Source organism: Erwinia sp. OLFS4 (assembly GCF_002752165.1).
Classification (GTDB): Bacteria; Pseudomonadota; Gammaproteobacteria; order Enterobacterales; family Enterobacteriaceae; genus Izhakiella.
The window spans coordinates 68526-89655 of record NZ_MOMB01000005.1 but is presented as its reverse complement, the minus strand read 5'-3'; the positions used below and the strand labels follow the sequence as shown (position 1 = coordinate 89655).

Here is a 21130-nt window from a genome sequence, read left to right as displayed (position 1 = left end):
ACCCGCCGGCCGGCGGTTACTGACGCCAGAGCAGCAATGACAGCAGGCCGGCAGCGATCAATGGCCCGACGGGAACGCCACGAAACAGCGACACCCCGATGATGGTCCCGACCAGCAGTCCGCCGACAACGGTCGGCTGGCTGCTCATCAGCGCCACCCCCCGGCCACCGACCCAGGAAACAAATATTCCAATCACCACCGCCAGTAATGATTTCCAGCTGAACAATGAGTGCATCAGCGTCGGCCCGGACAAACTGCCGCTAGCGAGGGGGGCCATGACACCAATCGTTAAGACAATAATCCCCAGGGTAACACCCTGTTTTTCAATCCAGGGAAAGGCCTGATGTAACGGCGGGATCAGGCGTAACACCAGCAGAAACAAAATTGCCAGCGTCACGGTGGTGTTGTGACTGAATGCGCTGAGCGCCGCCAGTAGCAGCAGAATAAAAAATGACAGATCGAACATGCAACCATTCCATAAAAAACGTAATCAGCCGTTGTTCGCCCGGTGGCCGGACGGTGAAGTTATCAATAGATTGCCTCAATGGCCGCCTGCAGACTAATCTGCGGGCCGGTCAGTACCGCAAGCGTGGTGTTAATAAAGCGGGCGGCACCGGCCATTGACACCTGAGCCAGTACAATACATGCCAGCGCCCGTTGTGGCCGGCTATGGATATAACTGGCGATGGCCTGGTAATAGCCCGGAATATCACCGCGACAAAAAATTTCCCAGGCATCCGGCACCTGTTCCACACTACATTGCCCCTGCGGCAATAAGGTCTCAAATAGCAAGCGGGTCGATGCCAGAGTTGCGGCGGCGCTACACAGCACCAGCACATGTCCGTGATAACAGGCAGCCTGTTTCGCCAGGGTTGCATCAACCCGCAACACCGGTTTCAGGTAGGCGTCTGCGTTAGTGCAGATAGCACCAAGCGTGGTACAGGTAACAATCACCGCATCAGCCACGCTGCACAACTCACTCACCGATTGCTGCATTGCCGCATCAATCTCAGGCGTGATGCCGTTGGCCGACATGACTGCCTGCAACAGGTCACTCTCCACGCGATGTAACAATCCAATATCCTGGTAATCCATGGTACTGAGCGCCGCTTCATAAAGCGCAATATTACTGCGTGCAGCGTGTAAACAGGCAATGGTAGCCATAGCCGTTTCTCCCGGAGTAGCGATCGCGAATCCACTTTGGCAAAAAGCACGGGCGTTGCCAATGAAAAACGCCGGCGGCAGACCAGTCAACCAGCTGAGGGACTCAGGGTTAAGCGTGCCGTTTCGGCCAGCAGCGGCTTGTCAGGCTTAAAATAAAACGTCATCACTTGCACGGCCACAGCAACGCTACCTCATTACGGCCGGAACCAATGGCACCAGCATAGTATTGAATGACGCGCGCGCTGCCGCCGCGTTCACCCGACAACAAGGTGACGGACAACGCACCATAAATATCCTGAGAATATCGTGTGTTTTGTCATGCGTTCATCGCTGAAAAACCCATTAAGGCGCTTCTTTCAGGCCACGATTAATCAGCATCGGGCCGATTTGCGGATCATGCCCGCGCCAGTCATGATACAGCTTTTGCAGGTCCTCACTGTTGCCGCGTGACAGAACCTTGTCGCGGAAGATCTGCCCATTTTCAGCGGTCAGCCCACCCCGCTGGTTAAACCAGCTGAATCCATCGTCGGCCAGCATCTGCGTCCAGAGGTAAGCATAGTAACCCGCCGCATAACCGCCCCCCCATATATGCTGGAAATAGCTGGAACGATAGCGCGGCGGCACCGCTGACAGGGCAATGGCTTCCTGGCTTAGCGCCTGATTTTCGAAGGTATCAACATTCTGTGGCAGATGCTGTGCATCAATGCTGTGCCAGTGCATATCCAGTAGCGCCGCCGCCAGCAGTTCGGTCATTTCATAGCCTTTATTAAAACGACTGGCTCTGATCACTTTATCGTGCAACGCCTGCGGCATCACTGCCCCGGTTTGCCAGTGTCGGGCATAGTGGCGAAAGACCTGGGGATCGCTGGCCCAGTGTTCGTTGAGTTGTGAAGGAAATTCGACAAAATCACGCGGGGTGTTGGTTCCCGACAGACTGGGATAACGCTGTGTTGCAAACAAACCATGCAGCGCATGACCAAATTCGTGAAACAGCGTAATTACCTCATCCCAGCTGAGTAGCACCGGCTCGCCGGCTGGAGGATGAGGAATATTAGCAACATTATAGATAACGGGCTTACTGTCGAGCAAGGTTGACTGATTAACAAAATTGCTCATCCAGGCACCGCCACCCTTATTGTCGCGCTTAAACAGGTCAGCATAAAACAAACCGAGCGGCGATCCATCCCGATCGCGCACTTCATAAACCCGCACATCCGGATGGTAAACCGGAATATCATGACGCGCTTTAAAATGCAGACCGTACAGCTGGCTAGCCGCATAAAACACGCCATTTTCCAGCACGTTATTCAGTTCGAAGTAAGGACGGATTTCGCTTTCATCAAGATGATAACGCGACTGTTTTACCTGTGCGGCATAATACTGCCAGTCCCAGGGCGCGAGGGTAAAATGCCCTTTCTGCTGGTCAATCACCGCCTGCAGATCCGCCGCTTCGCGCTTTGCCCTTGCTGTTGCCGCCGGGACTAAATCGCGCATGAACCGCAACGCCACACCGGGTGTTTTCGCCATTTGATTTGTCAGGGCCCATTGTGCATAGCTCTGGTAACCCAGCAATTCAGCCTGACGGGCCCGGACATCCGCCAGCTGCAGTAAAATTTCGCGGGTATCATTGCCATCACCCTTTTCTGCACGCTGCCAGCCCGCCGTAAATAATGCTTCCCGGGTGTGGCGATCTGTTAACCTCTGTAGCGCGGGTTGCTGAGTCGTATTTTGCAACGCTAACAACCAGCCGTTGCCCCCACCGGCACTGGCGGCCTGATGGGCGCTGGCAATTTCGCTGTCACTTAACCCCTCAAGTGCCTGACGCAGGTTTATTTGTACGCTGCCGGCTTTACTGGCAGCCAGTAGCCGGTTAGTAAAGCGCGTGCTGAGGCTGGCTTCCTGCTGATTAAGTTTTTTTAGCCGGGTTTTTTGTTCTTCATTAAGCGTGGCACCGGCAAGACGAAACGCCTGCCAGGTTTCTTCCACCAGTCTCAGCGATTCAGCATCCAGATGCAGCTTATCCCGTTGCTGATAAACGGCATCCAGACGGGAAAACAGCGTAGCATTAAGATAAATTTCATCCTGCAGCGCGGCAAGACGCGGCTGCATTTCTTCATCCAGCTGCTGCAGATAATCACTGGTATTGGCGGCGGTCATGGCACTGAATATCAGATTTACCCGGTTGAGTAACTGGCCACTGCGTTCCAGCGCTTCATAGGTATTTGCAAAGGTAGGTGCATCCTGCTGCTGAGCGATTGCCATCACTTCACGGCGTTTTTCCGCCATGCCTTTTTCCAGCGCCTGGCGGTAATCACTTTCTTTAATACGATCAAAAGGCGGTGCCTGGAAGGGTAAGGATGCTGGCTGACTGAATGGGTTATGTTGCCAGTCTTGCATGTTATCGTTCTCCTTGCTTTCTGCCTGAACGCTGGTCAATGTCATCGCCAGCATTAATGCCACTGAAATACGCATTTTCGCCACTCTCCTGTTTAAGGCGTAAGGTTTTATCATAGCCAGGATTGTCCATTCAGGGCAGAGTAAGCTAATCCCGACATTGCGCGCCCCAGCGGGTAGCAGTGATGCCCGATGCGCTGGAACAAGCCTGACAGCGCATGTTAAGCTGACACAAAATGCAACCTGCAAACGCTGAGGATTAACCGAATGATTGTATTTATTACCGGTGTAACCGCCGGTTTTGGTCAGAGTATTGCCCGCCGTTTCGTTGCTGAAGGTCACCGGGTTATTGGCACCGGCCGGCGCCAGTCACGGCTTGATGCGCTGAAAAGTTCTCTTGGTGACGCACTTTTGCCGATAGCGCTTGATGTCCGTCACCGTGCCGATATAGAGCAGGTTGTGGCCGGGCTGCCGGCAGAATGGCAGGCGATTGACATCCTGGTGAACAATGCCGGCCTGGCTCTGGGGGTTGAACCGGCCCAGCAGGCCAGCGTTGATGACTGGGAAACCATGATAGACACCAATAATAAAGGTCTGGTTTATATGACGCATGCGCTGTTGCCTGGCATGGTAGCCCGCAATCGTGGTCATATTATTAATATTGGTTCCACCGCCGGTAACTGGCCTTACCCGGGTGGTAACGTCTATGGCGCCAGCAAAGCATTTGTACGTCAGTTCAGTCTGAATTTGCGTACCGACCTGCACGGCACGGCGCTGCGGGTAACCAATATTGAACCAGGCCTGGTGGGCGGCACCGAATTTTCCAGCGTCCGTTATAAAGGTGACGAGGCAAAAGCCAGTAACGTATACGAAAATACCGCGCCGTTAACGGCAGAGGATGTGACGGAAGCCGTGTGGTGGGTAGCCACACTTCCTGCCCACGTTAATATTAACAGCCTGGAAATGATGCCGGTGGCGCAGACAACTGCCGGCCTGAAAGTGTACAAAGGCTAAATCTGCACACCCTGGGGTAGCAAGCAATAAGGCTGCATCGCGCCAGACCTGCTTATCTGCTACCCCAGCCGGCAACAATAATCAGCATTCCGCTTAATGCAACCGCGCCCCCCAGCCAGTCCCACGGGCTGAGTCTGACGCCGTCAATAATCCGTAGCCAGATAAGCGCGCTCATCACGTAAACCCCTCCATAGGCGGCGTATACCCGACCGCTGGCAACCGGATGAAGCGTCAGTAGCCAGACAAACAGCGTAAGACTGGCCACCGCAGGCAACAGTAACCAGGCGCTGGCCCCCTTTTTTAGCCACAGCCAGGGCAGATAACACCCGCAGATTTCTGTTAATGCAGTCAGAAAAAACAACAACGTGATTTTTAACATCACAACAATTCTCTCTGTTACCTCAATGAAGCGAATGTTGAACTGGGCAATAAATCGCCTGATGATATACTATGAGCGATCTTAAAAAGGAATCAATTTAATGAAAACGTTAATTAAATCCCTGACCCCGGCCCTGCTGTTCACGCTTCTGGCGGGTGGCCTTCCTCTGAGTCAGATGGCACAGGCGGCTACCCAGCACATCATTCTGGATAGTAATGGTAATCCGCTGAGCCGTGAAGAAGCCCGTGAGCAAAAAGAGCAGTGGGACGCCACGCGCAACTTGCGGAATAAAATAAATCAGCGGGCTGAAAAGCAGTTTGATAAAGCGGCTAATGGCCTTGATAACCGCGACGCCTGTGAACACAGCCTTAACGTCAACGCCTACTGGGAGCCTAACTCATTGCGTTGTCTTGACCGTCGTACCGGTCGCCCGGTTACCCCCTGATTTACGCAAGGTGCTATAGTAAGCGCGGGTCTTTAGCAAAAGGATGAGAAATAAGATGAATAACAAGTGGATACTGACCGGCCTGTTACTCGTCACCCCATTACTGGCGCAGGCATCCTGTGAATCAGTAAAAGCGCAAATCAGCCAGAAAATCATCAACAATGGGGTACCTGAAAGCGGTTTTACGCTGGAAATAGTCCCCAACGATCAGGCTGATGATCAAACTGACGGCCTGGTTGTTGGTCACTGTGAAAATGACTCACAGAAAATCATCTACCGCCGTAACAGCAGTGAAAATGATACCCGCGTGCCGGCTAACGCCGGCACCAGTCAGGACTCCCCGACGCCATAACTACCGGGACGATCCGCAGCGGGTAACATTTTCGCTGCAACCACGCAGGCCAGTGCAAACAGCAGTGCGACGAAAAACACCCAGTGCAGTGAGCCTGCAACCTGCTGCGTCAGCCGTTGTAACACTGCCCCGCTTAAGCCAGCGCGCTGCGCTGGCGACATCATTTGCTGCACCGGATCGTGAAAATCGGGCAAACGCAGTGCCAGATTATAATTAAGCACCGCCCCCATCACCGCAGTTCCCAGTGCAGAGCCCAGCATACGGCTGAACATCACCGACGCCGTACAGATACCCCGAATGTGATAGCTGGCGTCGTTCTGCACCGCCACCAGAAATGTGGTACTGGTCATGCCCATTCCGCTGCCAATTAAAAATGCCATCAGCCCTGCGCTGACAATCCTGCTTTCACTGTGCAATAACAGCAGGGAACCACAACCGGCAATAAGCAATATACTGCCCATTAATGCTGCCACGCGATAAGAGGTACGGGCAATCACACGTCCGCTCAGGGTACTTGCCAGTGGCCAGCCAATCGACATCATTGCCAGCGCACTGCCAGCTTCTAACGGCGTTCCGCCATTTACGCCCTGGATCCAGGTCGGCAGAAATGCGCTAATGCCCATCATTGCCGCACCAATAATCAGGTTGCCGGCATTACCGGCAAGCTGGATGCGGCTACGCCACAGGGCGTGAGGAAATAAGGGTTCCTGCGCACTGCGCTCATGTTTATACAGTAGCCAGCCACCGCCTGCTGCCACAGCCAGTAACAATAGCAGCCAGACGCCGGCTATTTGCGCCTGCAATAATGCACCAATCAGCGCGGTTACCGTGACCATCATTAACACACTGCCGGTAATATTCAGACGATGCGGCTGTTTTTCTACCGGTTCAGCCAGCCAGCGCGCAAGCATCAGCATTGCAATCACGCCAACCGGCAGATTAACCCAGAAAACCACCGCCCAGTTGAAATGCAGCACAATCCAGGCACCGGTAAGCGGGCCGGTAATCGCCGCGAATCCCCAGACGCTGGATAACCAGCCTTGTACCCTGGCACGTTCGTCAGGACCATAAACATCGGCAACAATGGTTGAGGCTAGCGGCATAATAGCGCCGGCCCCCAGCCCCTGGAATGCCCGGAAAAAAATCAGCCAGGTCATTGAAGGTGCAAATCCGCACAAAACCGATCCGAGTAAAAAAAGCGATGTTCCGAGGAAAAAAACTTTTTTTCTCCCCCAGATATCGGCAAGCCGGCCGTATAACGGCACACACACCGCCTGGGTGAGCAGGTAAATTGAAAATACCCAACCAAAGTGAGAAAACCCACCCAGTCCGGCAATAATGCTTGGCATCGCCGTTGCGACAATAGTGACCTCAATCGCGGCCATAAACATAGCCAGCATTGCCGCGATCAGGATAAGCGGGCGATGAGGAACGTGCTGTGCAGTGTTATCCGTCATGGTATTCCTTTTTTAGCGTTCTCCGAGCCTAGCCGATGATGGCACCGTTCAATTTCCCCTGCGTGCGGTAGTTGTGACATTGTCACTTATTTTTCGATAAATTTTTTTCATCGATAGATTTCCTTATCTGGCACCGGCTTACGCTGAATTTATCACAAACTATCATGCTGATTTATGACGCAAAGTTGGCAATCCCATCGCCCTGCTGCTATAGACTTATAGGCGGTTAGTGACCTGCCTGCCAAACAAACATTGCGCTAAGGTTTAACTCACTACTGCTGAAGGCTGGTGCGGTTTTGGAAAGTATCAGCACCATTTTTATGCTTTCTGTCGCTCCGCCACCTCTTCTATAACAAGGGAAACGTCGGGCATCCTCATCCCTGTACGTTTCCTGACACTGATATCAGGGAGAGTCTTACCCATGCAAAACCCGACGCTGTGGAAGCGTACGATACTGGCCGTGTTATTTATTGTAGTGGTTATCGCTCTGCTGGTTGCGGGACTGGGCGCGGATACCATCAAAAGCCGCCAGGTTGATTTGATTTATCTGGGTAAACAACATCTGCTGCTGGTGTTCTGGTCAATGCTATTTGCATTACTGGTTGGCATACCCAGCGGGATTATCCTCAGTCGACCCGCTGCCCGGCGCTGGGCAGAATATGTCATGCAGATATTTAATATCGGTAATACCCTGCCCCCGCTGGCGGTACTGGCATTGGCAATGGTGATTATTGGTATTGGCGATCGACCGGCTATTGTGGCACTTTTTCTGGCTTCCCTGCTGCCGATTGTACGCAATACCTATGCCGGGCTGATTGGCGTTCCCGCCGCCATGGTTGAAGCGGCTAACGGACTGGGCATGACCAAAATTCAGCGCCTGCGTCAGGTGGAGCTGCCAAACGCAATGCCGGTAATCCTTTCCGGCGTGCGCATTGCCACGGCAATTAACGTTGGCACTGCACCACTGGCTTTTTTAATCGGCGCCAGCAGCTATGGCGAACTGATTTTTCCCGGTATTTATCTTAATGATTTTCCTACCCTGATCCTTGGCGCCGTCGCCACCGCGCTGTTTGCCTTAATTCTGGATATGTTGCTGGCGGGTCTTGGGCGAGTGCTTAGTCCGCATACCGCCGTTTAAACCACAATAAGGAGACTGTGATGGCAACCCCTTTCTGTTTACAGCGCTGGCTGAGCCGGCTGGTATTGACGCTGCTGGCCAGCCTGGTGCTAAGTCTGACAGCATCGGCGGCAACACCCATTGTGTTTGCAACCAAAAGCTTCACCGAGCAACACATCCTCTCGGCAATGACCACCCTGTATTTGCGTAAAAAGGGCTTTCAGGTAGAACCGAAGACCAATATTGCCACCACGATCGGCCGCAATGCCATGATCAATAAACAAATTGATATGACATGGGAGTACACCGGGACCTCCTTAATTATTTTTAACCACATCAGCAAGCCGATGTCACCGCAGCAAGCCTATGACACGGTAAAACGGCTCGATGCCAGGCTGGGACTGGTATGGCTTAATCCGGCGCCAATGAATAACACCTATGCCTTTGCCATGACGCGTAAACGCGCTGAACAGGAGCATATTTCTACTATGTCGCAACTGGTGGCGAAAATTGAAGATATCCGCCAGCACGATCCCGACCATAACTGGCTATTAGGATTGGATCTGGAATTTTCCGGCCGTTCTGACGGCATGAAGCCGCTGCAAAAAGCTTATAATATGCCGCTCGACCGGCCACAGATTCGCCAGATGGACCCAGGGCTGGTGTACAACGCTATACGCGATGGCTTTGTCGACGCCGGATTGATTTACACCACCGATGGCCGGGTTAAAGGTTTTGACCTGAAAGTGCTTGAGGACGATAAACATTTCTTCCCCAGCTATGCCGTTACCCCGGTTGTGCGAAAAGAAGTGCTGGATTCACATCCTGGTCTTGCCGACGCCCTGAATGCCCTTTCGCCGCTCATCAGTGACCAGGTGATCACCGAGCTGAATAAACGCGTGGATATTGACCACCAGTCACCGCAGCAGGTCGCTCGCGATTTTCTTAAATCTAAAGGCTTGCTCTAAGGGGAAACGATGGACACCATTCACTATATTATTGATAACTGGCAGTATCTTATCGGCCTGACAGGTCAGCATTTGTGGCTGGTTGCTCTGGCAGTAGGTATGGCGATCATTATCGGGGTGCCGCTGGGTATCGCCATTGTACGCTTTAAATGGCTGGCGACGCCGGTACTGGGCCTGGCCACCATCGTGCTCACCATTCCTTCTATTGCCCTGTTTGGCATCATGATCCCGCTCTTTTCACTTATTGGTCAGGGGATTGGCGTGCTGCCGGCGGTTACCGCCGTTTTCCTCTATTCTCTGCTGCCTATTGTGCGTAATACCCATACCGCGCTGGAAAATCTGCCGGGGGGGCTGCGTGAGGCCGGACGTGGTATAGGTATGACGTTCTGGCAACGGCTGCGCTGGGTGGAAATTCCGATGGCGCTGCCGGTCATTTTTGGTGGTATCCGCACGGCGGTGGTCATGAACGTCGGCGTGATGGCGATTGCGGCCGTTATTGGTGCCGGCGGCCTCGGCCTGCTGCTGCTTGATGGCATTAGCGGTAGCGACGTGCGCATGCTGATTGCCGGGGCGCTGATGATTTGTTTGCTGGCAATTATTCTCGACTGGCTGCTGCACCGTCTGCAGCTGGCGCTGACTCCAAAGGGGATTCGATAATGATAAAACTGGAAAATCTCACTAAAACGTTCTCCCAGAAGAACGGCACCACTTTTAATGCCGTGGATAATGTCAGTCTCAACGTACCGGAAGGAGAAATGTGCGTACTGCTCGGCCCTTCCGGCTGTGGTAAAACCACCACCCTGAAAATGATTAACCGCCTGATCCCGGCCACCAGTGGCAAAATTTTTATTAACGGCGAAGATACCAGCGCCCAGGATACCGTCACTCTGCGCCGCAATATCGGCTATGTCATTCAGCAAATCGGCCTGTTTCCCAATATGACCATTGAAGAGAATATTATGGTGGTGCCCCGCATGCTTGGCTGGGAGAAACAGCGCTGTGCAGAGCGTGCACGCGAACTGATGAGTATGGTTGCGCTTGACCCGACAAAATATATGCATCGCTATCCGCGTGAACTCTCAGGCGGACAGCAGCAACGTATTGGTGTGATACGCGCCCTTGCTGCCGATCCGCCGGTGTTGTTGATGGATGAACCCTTCGGTGCCGTTGACCCAATTAACCGTGAAGTAATCCAGAATGAATTTCTTGATATGCAGCGGCAACTGAAAAAAACCGTCATGCTGGTCAGCCATGATATTGATGAAGCGTTAAAATTAGGCGACCGCATCGCAGTATTTGGCCAGGGCAAAATAGTGCAGTGTGCCAGCCCGGATGAACTGCTTGCCAAACCGCGTAATGAGTTTGTGGGCTCCTTTGTTGGTCAGGACCGGACGCTGAAACGTCTGTTGCTGGTCTCTGCCGGTGACGTTACCGATCAACAACCGACGATCACCGTACAGCGTTCAACGCCGCTTAGTGAGGCTTTTGCCACTATGGACGATAACGATATGCGTTCAATCACCGTAGTGGATGAGGAAGGCCGGCCGCTTGGTTTTGTCAAACGTCGTGAGGCGCGCCATGCCGAAGGCAGCTGCGCCGATCTGACACATTCCTTTAAAGTGACTGGCCGGGCTGAAGAAAATTTGCGCGTGGTGCTGTCTAAACTGTACGAACACAACACCACCTGGATGCCGATTGTCGATGAAGACGGGCGCTATAGTGGCGAGATATCACAGGATTATATTGCCGATTATCTCAGCTCTGGTCGCACCCGTCGCCAGCTCGACCTGTAATTCAGTGCGGACAGGGAAGTCCGCTGCCGCCAGGTGTTTACATCCCGCAGAGATAATCCGCCAGTGAACGCTGTTCCGGACGCGGTAAATAGGGGATTTCCCCCAGTAATGGTGCCGGCAGTTTTTCACTCAACACGGCAATAATTTCGGCGTAATGGGCAAGACCGGGGTTAATCCGGTTGGCTATCCAGCCGACTAAGGGCAAACCGTCAGCGAGGATCGCCTGTGAAGTTAGCAGCGCATGATTAATACAGCCGCTCTGAATACCTACCACCATGATAACCGGTAGCTGTTCCTGCACTACCCAATCAGAAAGTGGCCGTAAATCACACAGCAGATTACGCCAGCCACCAGTACCTTCCACAATTACCGTATCGGCCAGCATAGACAATGATGCTAACCCCTGACTCAGTACAGCATAATTAATGGGTTTACTGCACAGTACGCTGACTTCATCATCTTCATAGGCCAGCGGATTAATGGCGTCATAAGCCAGCTTGAGCCCTGAAGCAGCCTGTAAAACCAGTGCATCCGGGTTACGTAACCCTTCGGCGGTTTGCAGACTGTTACGTCCGATAGGTTTGTATCCAACTACCTGTTTGCCTTCCTGAGACAGTTTCTGCATGAGTGCACAGCAGGCAACGGTCTTGCCAATAGCGCTGTCAGTTCCTGTCACAAATACCCTTTTCATTTCATTCTCCCCAGAATGCCACGTCTCCCGCTGAAGCCAACTCACCGGTGCGAGAAAAAAGTGTAAGCAGAATAAAAGTGATGGGGATTGCGTTAGCGCAATGTTAATGTGAAAAATTAGCCTTGTAACAATTGAATCAGTAACGAGCCTTCAAACAGCGCCTCTTTAACCAGCGCGGCAGCGGCAAGAGTGCCCGCACTATTAATTGTTGAAGCTTCAAGCTGCAGCCTATCACCATACGATGATAATGCTTGCTGGCTGATAGCGCGTCGGATGGCCGGATAAAGTACCGCTGCCGCCTGATTAAGCGGTGAGGCGATAACGATCTTTTCTGGATGAAAGATGTTGACCATCACTGCCAGCAAGCCACCTACACGCTGACCGACATCACTAATTAACTGGCGCGCCAGCGGATCCTGGCATTGTGCGGCCTGACAAAGTGCCCCGACGGTGAGTAATTGCTGATGAAGCAGAGAATCAGGATAGTCTCTGAGCTGTTGCGCGGCCTCGTCCAGCAAATAAGGAACACTGGCCAGGGTTTCCAGACAGCCCTGATTGCCGCAATAGCAGGCCCGGCCTTGTGGATTAAGCTGGATGTGGCCAATTTCAACCTGCGATGCGCCACCCGCATGCAGGATACGTCCACCGGTTATCACCCCGGCACCGACATTATCATCAATAACCAGATGAATAACGTCACGGCCACCGCGAGCCGCACCAAATAACGCTTCGGCCAGCGTCCAGCCATAAATATCGTGGGCCAGAAATACCGGTAAGCCAATACGCGATGATAAAAATGAGGCCAGTGGCATCTCGTTGACCGGATAAAACGGCATGCTGTGAATAATACCCAGGCTGGCATTTACCCGGCCAGGTGCGGTGATAGTGATAGCGGTTAGCCGCGCCAGTTTGTCATGATGTCGTAAAAAAAACGCATCAATTTGTCCGGCAATCAGAAACTGTAACGGACGGACATCGTCGACGGGTAACGGGCGACTTTCCTCAATAATACAGCGACTGGCAAGGTCACGCAGAGCCATTATCAGTTCACCATTGCCAATTCGCAATGCCAGATAGTGCCAGTTTCCGCTAGCTACAATTAACCCGGTTGCCGGCCGACCCCGACTGGCCATTTCCTGAAATTCCGTTTCAGTTACCAGCTGAGCGTCAATCATTTCGCGCACTATTTTGGTAATACTGGCCGGTGCCAGTTGCGCTTTTTTAGACAATTCAATGCGGGATATGGGGCCGTGCTGGTCAATAAGGCGATAAACAACGCCGGCATTTATTTTTTTTATCTGATCAATATGACCTGGTTGACTCTCCCCCAGCACCTGCCACACTCCGGTTATTTTCACGCTGTAAAATAAAGCTTACCGCGATGGTGAAACAGTTACAGTGCTTCCTCAACTATTTGATTAGATATGTGATTTACTGCACATAATGCCGCTACTGACGTCTCATTGATCGCCGGTTAGCATCGCAATCATATGCAGCAAGGCCGCAGCCGGTTCACGCTGGCGTGACCATACCAGCCAGACTTCTGACAAGGCATCGGCTTCATTCAGCGCCGTCCAGACCACCTCCGGTGGTGAGACGCGGCGAAATGAGGCGGGTAAAATCGATACACCAAGACCGGCGGCAACCAATCCCATGATGGTCATGGCTTCCCCCACTTCCTGGGTAATACTGAGACTCACCTGATAACGTTGCATCAGGGCCAGTGTTTCACTGTACAGCGCGGTCCCGACATGTGGATCAAAAAATACAAAAGGCTCATTGGCCAGCTCGCGCACCGAAATTTTCCCCGCGCGGGCACGGGGATGATCGCGATGAAACAAAGCACACAAGGGCTCGCGCATCAGTAAACGCCAGGTCAGTGAGTCAGATAACTCGGTATTTCGCATCACTCCAAGGTCAAGGCGGCCATCGCTTAACGGTTCCAGCTGCTGACGGGTATTAAGCTCCTGCATTTGCAAATGCACGTCGGGATAGCGATAACGGAAACTGGAAAGCGCATCCGAGACCTGAATTATAAACGGTGAAGAAGAGGTAAACCCGATACGTAATTCGCCGTGAGTACCGGCATGCAGACGCGCCGCTTTTTCCGCCGCGCGGTTAACACTAGCCAGAATCTGACGGCTATCGAGTAAAAATTGCTCACCGGCGGCCGTCAGCTCTACGCGGCGGTTGCTGCGTGCCAGCAGTCGGGCATTAATTTGTTTTTCCAGCATCTGAATTTGCTGACTCAGCGGTGGCTGGGAAATATTCAGCCGCTGTGCGGCGCGGCCAAAATGCAATTCTTCCGCCACGGCAATAAAATAGCGCAAATGGCGCAATTCAATATGCATAACATATTATTCCAGACTATTAATATATTAGACATAATACATAGTGCTGTTTAAGCTTGAAAGCATTGCCGTTGCAATGTCGTAAAGGATTTCCTGTGAGTCGTCTTTCTGCATCATCACTACTCGATCAGCCCGAACAACCATCCGTTGCTAGCGCGCCCTCGCATCATGCCACTACGCAGTATATTCAGCGCGGTACGCCACAGTTTATTCGCGTTACGCTAGCGCTGTTTTCTGCCGGACTGGCGACCTTCGCCCTGTTATATTGTGTGCAGCCGATTCTGCCACTGCTATCACAAGAATTTGCCGTTTCACCGGCAACCAGCAGCCTGTCACTGTCGGTTTCCACCGCGCTGCTGGCATTTGGTTTGCTGATAACCGGTCCGTTGTCAGACGCTATCGGACGTAAATCAGTGATGGTCACCGCCCTGATGCTGGCAGCGTTATGCACCCTGATATCTGCAACCATGACAAGCTGGCATGGCATTTTGCTGATGCGCGCCCTCACCGGTCTGGCGCTGAGCGGCGTTGCCGCGGTAGGGATGACCTATCTTAGCGAAGAAATACACCCGGGTTTTATTGCCTTTAGTATGGGGCTTTATATTAGCGGTAATTCTATTGGCGGCATGAGCGGTCGATTAATTAGCGGTGTGATTGCGGATTTTTTTTCCTGGCGCGCTGCTATTGCCACCATCGGCTGTTTTGCCCTGGCCTCTGCATTAATGTTCTGGAAAATACTGCCACCTTCACGGCACTTTCGCCCGACGTCCCTGCGCCCAAAAAATTTATTAATTAACTTCCGTCTGCACTGGCGTGATCCGGGTCTGCCGCTCCTGTTTGCCGAAGGCTTTTTACTGATGGGCGCCTTTGTCACGCTCTTTAACTATATTGGCTACCGACTTGTTTCGCCGCCGTGGTCACTTAATCAGGCGATTGTCGGTCTGCTTTCTGTGGTTTATCTGACCGGCACCTGGAGTTCACCTAAGGCCGGAGCGATGACCGCTGTGTTTGGTCGTGGTCGCGTCATGCTGTTTTCCACCGGCGTGATGCTGGCAGGATTACTGTTGACCCTGTTCAGTTCATTGTGGCTTATCCTGGGCGGAATGATGCTTTTTTCCGCCGGTTTTTTTGCCGCCCATTCCGTCGCCAGTGGCTGGATTGGTCCGCGGGCAAAACGTGCGAAGGGCCAGGCGTCTTCACTGTATCTGTTCAGTTATTACCTTGGCTCCAGCCTTGCCGGTACTGCCGGAGGCCTGTTCTGGCATCGGTTTGGCTGGCCCGGCATCACGCTGTTTATCAGCACCCTGCTGATTATTGCCTTGTATATTGGAAAACAGCTGAAAAACCGTGCGGTCTGATTACAGCGGTGTCCGCAGTAGAGCCGGGCACCGCCTTCTGCTGGAATAGCTTTATCTGCGGGGGTTGCATTCGGGTACCGTTTATTAAATAATCAATAGTATGTTGTAACTAAAATTCCCGCTATGTCCCGATATCAGGCAATTGAACGGCTCCATCAGTGTATTAATGCACTGGAACAGGCTCTGCACCAGTTACAACAGCAGATAACCGCCCTGCCCCTGCTGGCGGCCCGGGTTTTCGTGTTACCTGAGATAACCAAAGGTGAAGAACATGATCCCCGGCCACAGCTTCAGGTGACGCCGTTACTGGCGCAAGCGGCGCTGGCACAGGCGCTGCAACATTATAGCCTGCTATTTATGCAGCAACAGCCGGCGCAACGTAGCACGAAATCTGCTGTCAGGTTACCGGGGGCACTTTGTCTGCAGGCAGCGCCTGCGCTGGCTGACGCATTACGTCAGCAGGTCAGGCATATTAACCTGCTGAAAAACCGGCTTGAGCAGATTATTACGCTGGAATCGGAGGTTGCCGCGGCCGAACGTTTTGAGTTTGTCCATCAACAGTTACCAGGGCTGATTACCCTGAATGCATACCGAACGATTACCCTGCTGGACGCACCAGACAGCGTACGCTTTGGCTGGGCAAATAAACAAATTATTCAACGGGTTGACCGAACTGTGCTGCGGGAAAAGTTACTTGCCAGTCTGCAAGGCGGTCGCGCTGCGCCTGGCTGGCAGCGTGAGCAGTGGGCAGACAATTTGCGCCACGAGATTGCCCTGATTGATGCGCTGCCTGCCGGTGCTCAGCTAAAAATCCGCCGACCGGTTAAAGTGCAGCCGGTTGCACGCATCTGGCAGGCACAGAAGCAAAAACAAACCCAGCTGGCCTGCCCTTCTCCATTGCTGATTCTGTGCCAGAATGCCGATCAGTTACCCAAACTGGGGGTATTAGCCAACTATGACCAACAGCGGATAACCCACCGTCATAAACCAACGGCACAGCAATTGTGGCCGCTGATACCGCGTTTGCATCTGTACAGTGACTTACCAGGCTAAAAAACCGGGCCGAAGCCCGGTGAAATAATCACGCAAACCGCGGCCCTTTAAGGCTACTGTTTCATGCTGCCAACCATGTCTTCCGGTCGTACCCAGGCATCAAACTCCGCTTCCGTGAGATAGCCCAGTTTCAGCGCTGACGCTTTTAACGTCAGGCCTTCTTTGTGCGCTTTTTTAGCAATTTCAGCCGCTTTATCGTAGCCAATATGGGTATTAAGCGCCGTTACCAGCATCAATGACTCGTTAAGCAACTGGCTGATCCGCGGGCGATTAGGCTCAATACCACTGGCACAATGATGATTAAAGCTGTCCATACCATCGGCCAGCAGACGCACCGATTGCAGAAAATTGTGAATAATCATCGGGCGATAGACATTCAGTTCAAAATTCCCTGATGCGCCGCCCATATTAATGGCCACGTCATTGCCGGTTACCTGACAGCACAGCATGGTTACCGCTTCACATTGGGTCGGGTTCACTTTACCCGGCATGATTGAGCTACCCGGTTCATTTTCCGGGATAGCCAGCTCACCAATCCCACAACGCGGACCTGAAGCCAGCCAGCGCACGTCGTTGGCAATCTTCATCATCGATGCCGCCAGCCCCTTCAGCGCACCATGCGCATGCACCAGTCCGTCGCAGGTTGCCAGGGATTCAAACTTGTTTGGCGCAGTAATAAAGGGTTGTCTGGTGAGCGCTGCCAGCTCTTTTGCCACACGTACAGCATATTCAGGGTGGGTATTTAACCCGGTGCCCACTGCGGTTCCCCCCAGGGCCAGTTCAGCCAGATGGGGAATGCTGTTTTCAATATGCTTAAGGTTATGCTCCAGCATGGCCACCCAGCCGGAAATTTCCTGCCCGAGCGTCAACGGTGTGGCATCCTGCAGGTGCGTGCGGCCGATTTTAACAATATCTTTAAACGCGTCTGATTTCTGACTCAGGGTGTTTTTCAGCTGCTGTAACTGGGGGATAAGCTGTTCGCGTAATGCAATCACCGCCGCCACATGCATTGCCGTAGGAAACACGTCATTAGAGCTCTGGCTCTTGTTCACATCATCATTGGGATGAACCAGCCGCGACATACCGCGCTCACCGCCAAGCAATTCACTGGCGCGGTTTGCCAGCACTTCATTCATGTTCATATTGGTCTGGGTGCCGGAACCGGTTTGCCAGATAGCCAGCGGAAATTCGTCACTGTGCTGATTATCCAGCACCTCGTCGGCCGCTTTAATAATCGCCGCAGCGCGCTCGGCCGGCAGCAGGCCTAAATCCTGGTTAACCTTTGCTGCAGCCCGCTTAGTCAGCGCCAGTGCATGCACCAAAGCGGTCGGCATTTTCTCGGTTGAAATACGAAAATGTTCCAGTGAACGCTGAGTCTGTGCGCCCCATAGCTTTTCAGACGGTACATCGATGGGCCCCATTGAGTCTTTTTCAATGCGATTGGCAACCATTACTGTCTCCTTTAGCACAAATATCAATTATTAACGGTTTTCCTGCCGCTGCCGGCGGAAAGCTCGCCGCATAGAGTGACATAGATCAACATTATATTATGAGACTCAGCCGGAGTTATTGCTCATTGAATGTCTTTTCCGCGGCTTTCTGTTTTAATAGCCAACAGTTAACTCACTGCCAATATGGGTATTAATCATGCAAAAATTAATTAATTCACTGCAATATTATGCATGGGGCAGTAAAACCGCCTTAACCGAGCTTTACCATATCGCCAATCCCGATCACCGTCCGCTGGCCGAACTCTGGATGGGGGCTCATCCGAAAAGCCCTTCACATGTCGTTACGCCCACTGGACAACGCTCATTACGCGACCTTATCGCCGACAATCCGCAGGCCATGCTCGGAGAAAAAGTGGCCCGCCGCTTTGGCGAATTGCCTTTTTTATTCAAAGTACTCAGTGCAGCTCAGCCGCTGTCAATTCAGGTCCATCCGAGTAAATCTGCCGCTGAAGCCGGTTTTGCCAGAGAAAATGCAGCGGGTATTCCCCTTGACGCCCCTGAACGCAATTACAAAGATGCCAACCACAAACCTGAACTGGTTTTCGCACTGACACCGTTTAAAGCCATTAACGGTTTTCGCCAGCAGGACGAAATGATTTCATTGCTGCAACCGATAGCCGGCGCCCACCCCGCTATCGCCCATTTTCTGCAGGCACCGGATGAGCAACGCTTAAGCCATCTGTTCACCAGCCTGCTGTCAATGGAAGGTGACAGCAAAACCCGGGCAATCGGCGTGCTAAAAGCGGCGCTCAACAGTCAGCAGGGTGAACCCTGGGATATCATTCGCACTATCGCGGTGGATTATCCGCAGGATAACGGTCTGTTTTCGCCGTTGCTGCTAAATGTGATTACGCTGCAAGCTGGCGAAGCGATGTTTTTATTTGCGCAAACACCGCATGCCTATCTTGATGGCGTGGCGCTGGAAGTAATGGCAAATTCCGACAATGTATTGCGCGCCGGACTGACGCCTAAATATATCGATATTCCCGAGCTGCTGGCCAATCTGGAATTTCGCGCCAAACCTTATGCGTCCTTGCGTACGGAGCCACAGGCGGAAGGTGACATGCTGATTTTTCCGATACCGGTTGATGACTTTGCTTTTGCTTTACATACTGTTAAACCGACACCGAGCCGCATCAGCCAGCAGAGCGCCGCAATATTGTTTTGTGTCGAAGGAAAAGCCATCATCAGCCGCCAGGATCAGCAGATTGAATTAGCACCCGGCGAATCCTGCTTTGTACCTGCCTGTGAGTCACCCGTAATGCTTGCCGGAACCGGTCGCGTTGCGCGGGTCTATAATCAGCTGGATGAAAGCGAAGCAAAGACACTTTCTTAAATAGCTGTTATCATTCAACCGATTGCTTAAACACCTCGCCGGAGCGGCCAGCAGGATGCACAAGGCGCACCGGCATGATGGATTAGAAAGGATGTGATGATGAAAAAGACCAAGATAGCGGTCGGCGTGGTGGTAGCGCTGGGGATTATCCTGACGGGCGGCGCCTGGTTCACCGGGAAAAAACTGGAAGAGAACCGCGATCAGGCGTTACAGAACGCCAATAACTGGCTGCAACAACAAATGCCGCAGGCGCATCTGACGCTGAGCTATCAGGATTACCAGCGTGGAGTATTCAGCAGTCAGGTTAAGCTGATTATTCAGTCCAGCTCACAGACCACTGATGATGCGTTATTAAAACCGGGACAGAGCCTGGTTTTTCAGGAAACGCTTCATCACGGCCCTTTCCCGCTTTCTCAGCTGCGCAAATTTAACCTGATTCCCAGCATGGCTTCGGTGCACAGCGAACTGCAAAATACCGACCCGGTACGCAAACTCTTTGAACTGACCAAAGATAAACCTTTTATTAGCGGCGATACGCGTATTGGTTACGGCGGCGACACCACCAGTGATATCAGGTTGTTACCCCTGGATTATCAGGACAGCAAAAGTGGCGACCGGCTGGCGTTTAATGGCGGTAAGTTAACCGTTTCTGCCGATAACCAGGGTAATCAGCTTAATTACTCAGGCCTGGTTGACGATCTGGCAGTGACCAGCAAAAATGATATGGGAATGCCGGTATTACTGAGCTTTAATGGCCTGTCTTTCAACGGTAAGACCCACCCTGGCGCAGCCGATCTGCGGGTGGGTAATCAGTCTGTTGATCTGAAAAGCTTTACCACCCGTATCGAAGATAAAGAAGTCATTAACGCACAAGGTTTACAACTACTGTCCGATTTCACCAGCGACAGCAAAAATATTAACGGCCAGTTCGACTATAAAATGGACGCCGTGAAACTGCAGGGCCAGGATTTTGGTTCCGCCAGGCTGACGGTAAAATTATCGCAGCTTGATGCCGCCTCACTTAAAGCTTTCTCGGAAAATTACCGTACTCAGATGCAACCGTTAATCGACCAGCCCAATGTTGACCCGCAGCTGTTGCAACAAAAATCGCGTGAGGCCTTTGCCAGCAACCTGCCGCTGTTACTTAAGGGTAATCCGGTTATCAGTATTGCACCATTGAGCTGGAAAAATGCCAAAGGTGAAAGTACCTTTAATTTCACCGCCAGCCTGAAAGATCCTTCCAGCTCTGCTGCTCCGGCCGATGAAGGTAATATCAATCAGATGGCGGATAACGTGGTGAAATCCCTTGATGCCCGCTTAGTCATTCCCATGGCAATGGCCAGCGAAGTTATGACCCGCGTTGGCATCGCTGAAGGAAACAGTGAAGAACAGTCGGCGAAACTGGCCGATCAGCAAGTGAAAGGGTTTGCCGCGATGGGGCAGATGTTTAAGCTGACCACTCAGCAGGATAATAACATCGTTGCCAGCCTGCAGTTTGCCAATGGGCAGATAACCATGAACGGTGAAAAAATGCCCCTCGACCAGTTTATCAGCCGCTATCTGACCGCGGGTAGCGCGCCCGAAGGCCTGTCGCAATAAGCTATAATTTATAGATTGGCGCGCGCAAGCGCGCTTTTTTTTACCCGCCCGGTTGCCGCTTTAAACCAGATTTATTGTTAATAATACTGGCTTCATTGAACTGGGTGTTTTTATACTGGTTTGCACTTTTCAAGCCGATAACATAAGA

The 21130-nt window shown here is 52.4% G+C and carries 20 protein-coding genes; 11 read left to right on the top strand and 9 right to left on the bottom strand.

Annotation, left to right across the window (positions count from 1 at the left end):
* Positions 1-16 precede the first annotated feature (16 nt).
* From BL249_RS02535 to dcp, 3 genes are all read right to left on the bottom strand, one after another.
* Positions 17-466 (bottom strand): DUF441 domain-containing protein, encoded by a 450-nt coding sequence (locus BL249_RS02535; RefSeq protein WP_099704926.1) that lies wholly within the window; start codon positions 464-466, stop codon positions 17-19.
* Between the two features lie 62 nt (positions 467-528).
* Positions 529-1164, bottom strand: coding sequence for a hypothetical protein (locus tag BL249_RS02530; RefSeq protein WP_099704925.1), 636 nt, complete (start codon positions 1162-1164; stop codon positions 529-531).
* A gap of 342 nt (positions 1165-1506) precedes the next feature.
* Complete coding sequence (gene dcp, locus BL249_RS02525; protein ID WP_099704924.1) at positions 1507-3636, bottom strand: peptidyl-dipeptidase Dcp; 2130 nt, start codon at positions 3634-3636, stop codon at positions 1507-1509.
* Positions 3637-3825: 189 nt separating this feature from the next.
* Here dcp and ydfG point away from each other — a divergent pair, with 189 nt between their 5' ends.
* Positions 3826-4572 (top strand): bifunctional NADP-dependent 3-hydroxy acid dehydrogenase/3-hydroxypropionate dehydrogenase YdfG, encoded by a 747-nt coding sequence (gene ydfG / locus BL249_RS02520; RefSeq protein WP_099704923.1) that lies wholly within the window; start codon positions 3826-3828, stop codon positions 4570-4572.
* A gap of 52 nt (positions 4573-4624) precedes the next feature.
* Here the strand turns inward: ydfG and BL249_RS02515 are convergent, their stop codons facing one another.
* The gene (locus BL249_RS02515; protein ID WP_099704922.1) at positions 4625-4951 is read right to left on the bottom strand and encodes a YnfA family protein; all 327 of its coding nucleotides are present in this window, start codon (positions 4949-4951) and stop codon (positions 4625-4627) included.
* 100 nt (positions 4952-5051) lie between these two features.
* Here BL249_RS02515 and BL249_RS02510 point away from each other — a divergent pair, with 100 nt between their 5' ends.
* Complete coding sequence (locus BL249_RS02510; RefSeq protein ID WP_099704921.1) at positions 5052-5396, top strand: DUF1283 family protein; 345 nt, start codon at positions 5052-5054, stop codon at positions 5394-5396.
* 55 nt (positions 5397-5451) lie between these two features.
* A complete protein-coding gene (locus tag BL249_RS02505) occupies positions 5452-5748 on the top strand; it encodes a DUF1161 domain-containing protein (protein WP_241898824.1) in 297 nt (98 codons plus the stop codon).
* Here BL249_RS02505 and BL249_RS02500 read toward each other — a convergent pair.
* Positions 5727-7205 carry an MDR family MFS transporter gene (locus BL249_RS02500; RefSeq protein WP_099704919.1) on the bottom strand — a complete coding sequence of 493 codons (1479 nt, stop codon included), beginning with the start codon at positions 7203-7205 and terminating at the stop codon, positions 5727-5729. The two genes, BL249_RS02505 and BL249_RS02500, sit on opposite strands and share 22 nt — an antisense overlap.
* A 421-nt stretch (positions 7206-7626) precedes the next feature.
* On the opposite strand from BL249_RS02500, the gene BL249_RS02495 reads away from it, so the two are divergent.
* Genes BL249_RS02495 through osmV form a run of 4 tightly spaced genes read left to right on the top strand, consistent with a single transcriptional unit; the run spans position 7627 to position 11083 of the window.
* Complete coding sequence (locus tag BL249_RS02495; protein WP_099704918.1) at positions 7627-8343, top strand: ABC transporter permease; 717 nt, start codon at positions 7627-7629, stop codon at positions 8341-8343.
* Between the two features lie 20 nt (positions 8344-8363).
* Positions 8364-9290 (top strand): glycine betaine ABC transporter substrate-binding protein, encoded by a 927-nt coding sequence (locus BL249_RS02490; RefSeq protein WP_099704917.1) that lies wholly within the window; start codon positions 8364-8366, stop codon positions 9288-9290.
* A 9-nt stretch (positions 9291-9299) separates the two neighbouring features.
* The gene (gene osmW, locus BL249_RS02485; RefSeq protein WP_099704916.1) at positions 9300-9947 is read left to right on the top strand and encodes an osmoprotectant ABC transporter permease OsmW; all 648 of its coding nucleotides are present in this window, start codon (positions 9300-9302) and stop codon (positions 9945-9947) included.
* Positions 9947-11083: an osmoprotectant ABC transporter ATP-binding protein OsmV gene (gene osmV, locus BL249_RS02480; RefSeq protein ID WP_099704915.1), complete on the top strand. Its 1137-nt coding sequence runs from the start codon at positions 9947-9949 to the stop codon at positions 11081-11083. Before osmW ends, osmV begins: the two co-directional genes overlap by 1 nt.
* A gap of 37 nt (positions 11084-11120) precedes the next feature.
* Here the strand turns inward: osmV and bioD are convergent, their stop codons facing one another.
* From bioD to BL249_RS02465, 3 genes are all read right to left on the bottom strand, one after another.
* Positions 11121-11774 (bottom strand): dethiobiotin synthase, encoded by a 654-nt coding sequence (gene bioD, locus BL249_RS02475; protein WP_099704914.1) that lies wholly within the window; start codon positions 11772-11774, stop codon positions 11121-11123.
* 116 nt (positions 11775-11890) lie between these two features.
* Positions 11891-13108 (bottom strand): sugar metabolism global transcriptional regulator Mlc, encoded by a 1218-nt coding sequence (mlc, locus tag BL249_RS02470; RefSeq protein ID WP_099704913.1) that lies wholly within the window; start codon positions 13106-13108, stop codon positions 11891-11893.
* Positions 13109-13234: 126 nt separating this feature from the next.
* The gene (locus BL249_RS02465; RefSeq protein ID WP_099704912.1) at positions 13235-14125 is read right to left on the bottom strand and encodes a LysR family transcriptional regulator; all 891 of its coding nucleotides are present in this window, start codon (positions 14123-14125) and stop codon (positions 13235-13237) included.
* 95 nt (positions 14126-14220) lie between these two features.
* On the opposite strand from BL249_RS02465, the gene BL249_RS02460 reads away from it, so the two are divergent.
* Positions 14221-15483, top strand: a complete 1263-nt coding sequence (locus tag BL249_RS02460) for an MFS transporter (RefSeq protein WP_099704911.1) — start codon at positions 14221-14223, stop codon at positions 15481-15483.
* 123 nt (positions 15484-15606) lie between these two features.
* A complete protein-coding gene (tus, locus tag BL249_RS02455) occupies positions 15607-16536 on the top strand; it encodes a DNA replication terminus site-binding protein (protein ID WP_099704910.1) in 930 nt (309 codons plus the stop codon).
* Positions 16537-16589: 53 nt separating this feature from the next.
* On the opposite strand, the gene fumC is transcribed toward tus, so the two are convergent.
* Positions 16590-17987, bottom strand: coding sequence for a class II fumarate hydratase (gene fumC, locus BL249_RS02450; RefSeq protein ID WP_099704909.1), 1398 nt, complete (start codon positions 17985-17987; stop codon positions 16590-16592).
* A 196-nt stretch (positions 17988-18183) separates the two neighbouring features.
* Between fumC and manA the strand changes: the two genes are divergently transcribed.
* Together manA and BL249_RS02440 are read left to right on the top strand one after the other, a co-directional pair.
* Positions 18184-19383 (top strand): mannose-6-phosphate isomerase, encoded by a 1200-nt coding sequence (manA, locus tag BL249_RS02445; RefSeq protein ID WP_099704908.1) that lies wholly within the window; start codon positions 18184-18186, stop codon positions 19381-19383.
* A gap of 99 nt (positions 19384-19482) precedes the next feature.
* Complete coding sequence (locus BL249_RS02440) at positions 19483-20982, top strand: YdgA family protein (RefSeq protein WP_099704907.1); 1500 nt, start codon at positions 19483-19485, stop codon at positions 20980-20982.
* Positions 20983-21130 lie beyond the last annotated feature (148 nt).

Bases quoted from the DNA above. Each gene is read 5' to 3' on its own strand.
- BL249_RS02535 (WP_099704926.1), bottom strand. From the start codon at position 466: ATGTTCGATCTGTCATTTTTTATTCTGCTGCTACTGGCGGCGCTCAGC.
- BL249_RS02530 (WP_099704925.1), bottom strand. From the start codon at position 1,164: ATGGCTACCATTGCCTGTTTACACGCTGCACGCAGTAATATTGCGCTT.
- dcp (WP_099704924.1), bottom strand. From the start codon at position 3,636: ATGCGTATTTCAGTGGCATTAATGCTGGCGATGACATTGACCAGCGTT.
- ydfG (WP_099704923.1), top strand. From the start codon at position 3,826: ATGATTGTATTTATTACCGGTGTAACCGCCGGTTTTGGTCAGAGTATT.
- BL249_RS02515 (WP_099704922.1), bottom strand. From the start codon at position 4,951: ATGTTAAAAATCACGTTGTTGTTTTTTCTGACTGCATTAACAGAAATC.
- BL249_RS02510 (WP_099704921.1), top strand. From the start codon at position 5,052: ATGAAAACGTTAATTAAATCCCTGACCCCGGCCCTGCTGTTCACGCTT.
- BL249_RS02505 (WP_241898824.1), top strand. From the start codon at position 5,452: ATGAATAACAAGTGGATACTGACCGGCCTGTTACTCGTCACCCCATTA.
- BL249_RS02500 (WP_099704919.1), bottom strand. From the start codon at position 7,205: ATGACGGATAACACTGCACAGCACGTTCCTCATCGCCCGCTTATCCTG.
- BL249_RS02495 (WP_099704918.1), top strand. From the start codon at position 7,627: ATGCAAAACCCGACGCTGTGGAAGCGTACGATACTGGCCGTGTTATTT.
- BL249_RS02490 (WP_099704917.1), top strand. From the start codon at position 8,364: ATGGCAACCCCTTTCTGTTTACAGCGCTGGCTGAGCCGGCTGGTATTG.
- osmW (WP_099704916.1), top strand. From the start codon at position 9,300: ATGGACACCATTCACTATATTATTGATAACTGGCAGTATCTTATCGGC.
- osmV (WP_099704915.1), top strand. From the start codon at position 9,947: ATGATAAAACTGGAAAATCTCACTAAAACGTTCTCCCAGAAGAACGGC.
- bioD (WP_099704914.1), bottom strand. From the start codon at position 11,774: ATGAAAAGGGTATTTGTGACAGGAACTGACAGCGCTATTGGCAAGACC.
- BL249_RS02465 (WP_099704912.1), bottom strand. From the start codon at position 14,125: ATGCATATTGAATTGCGCCATTTGCGCTATTTTATTGCCGTGGCGGAA.
- tus (WP_099704910.1), top strand. From the start codon at position 15,607: ATGTCCCGATATCAGGCAATTGAACGGCTCCATCAGTGTATTAATGCA.
- fumC (WP_099704909.1), bottom strand. From the start codon at position 17,987: ATGGTTGCCAATCGCATTGAAAAAGACTCAATGGGGCCCATCGATGTA.
- manA (WP_099704908.1), top strand. From the start codon at position 18,184: ATGCAAAAATTAATTAATTCACTGCAATATTATGCATGGGGCAGTAAA.
- BL249_RS02440 (WP_099704907.1), top strand. From the start codon at position 19,483: ATGAAAAAGACCAAGATAGCGGTCGGCGTGGTGGTAGCGCTGGGGATT.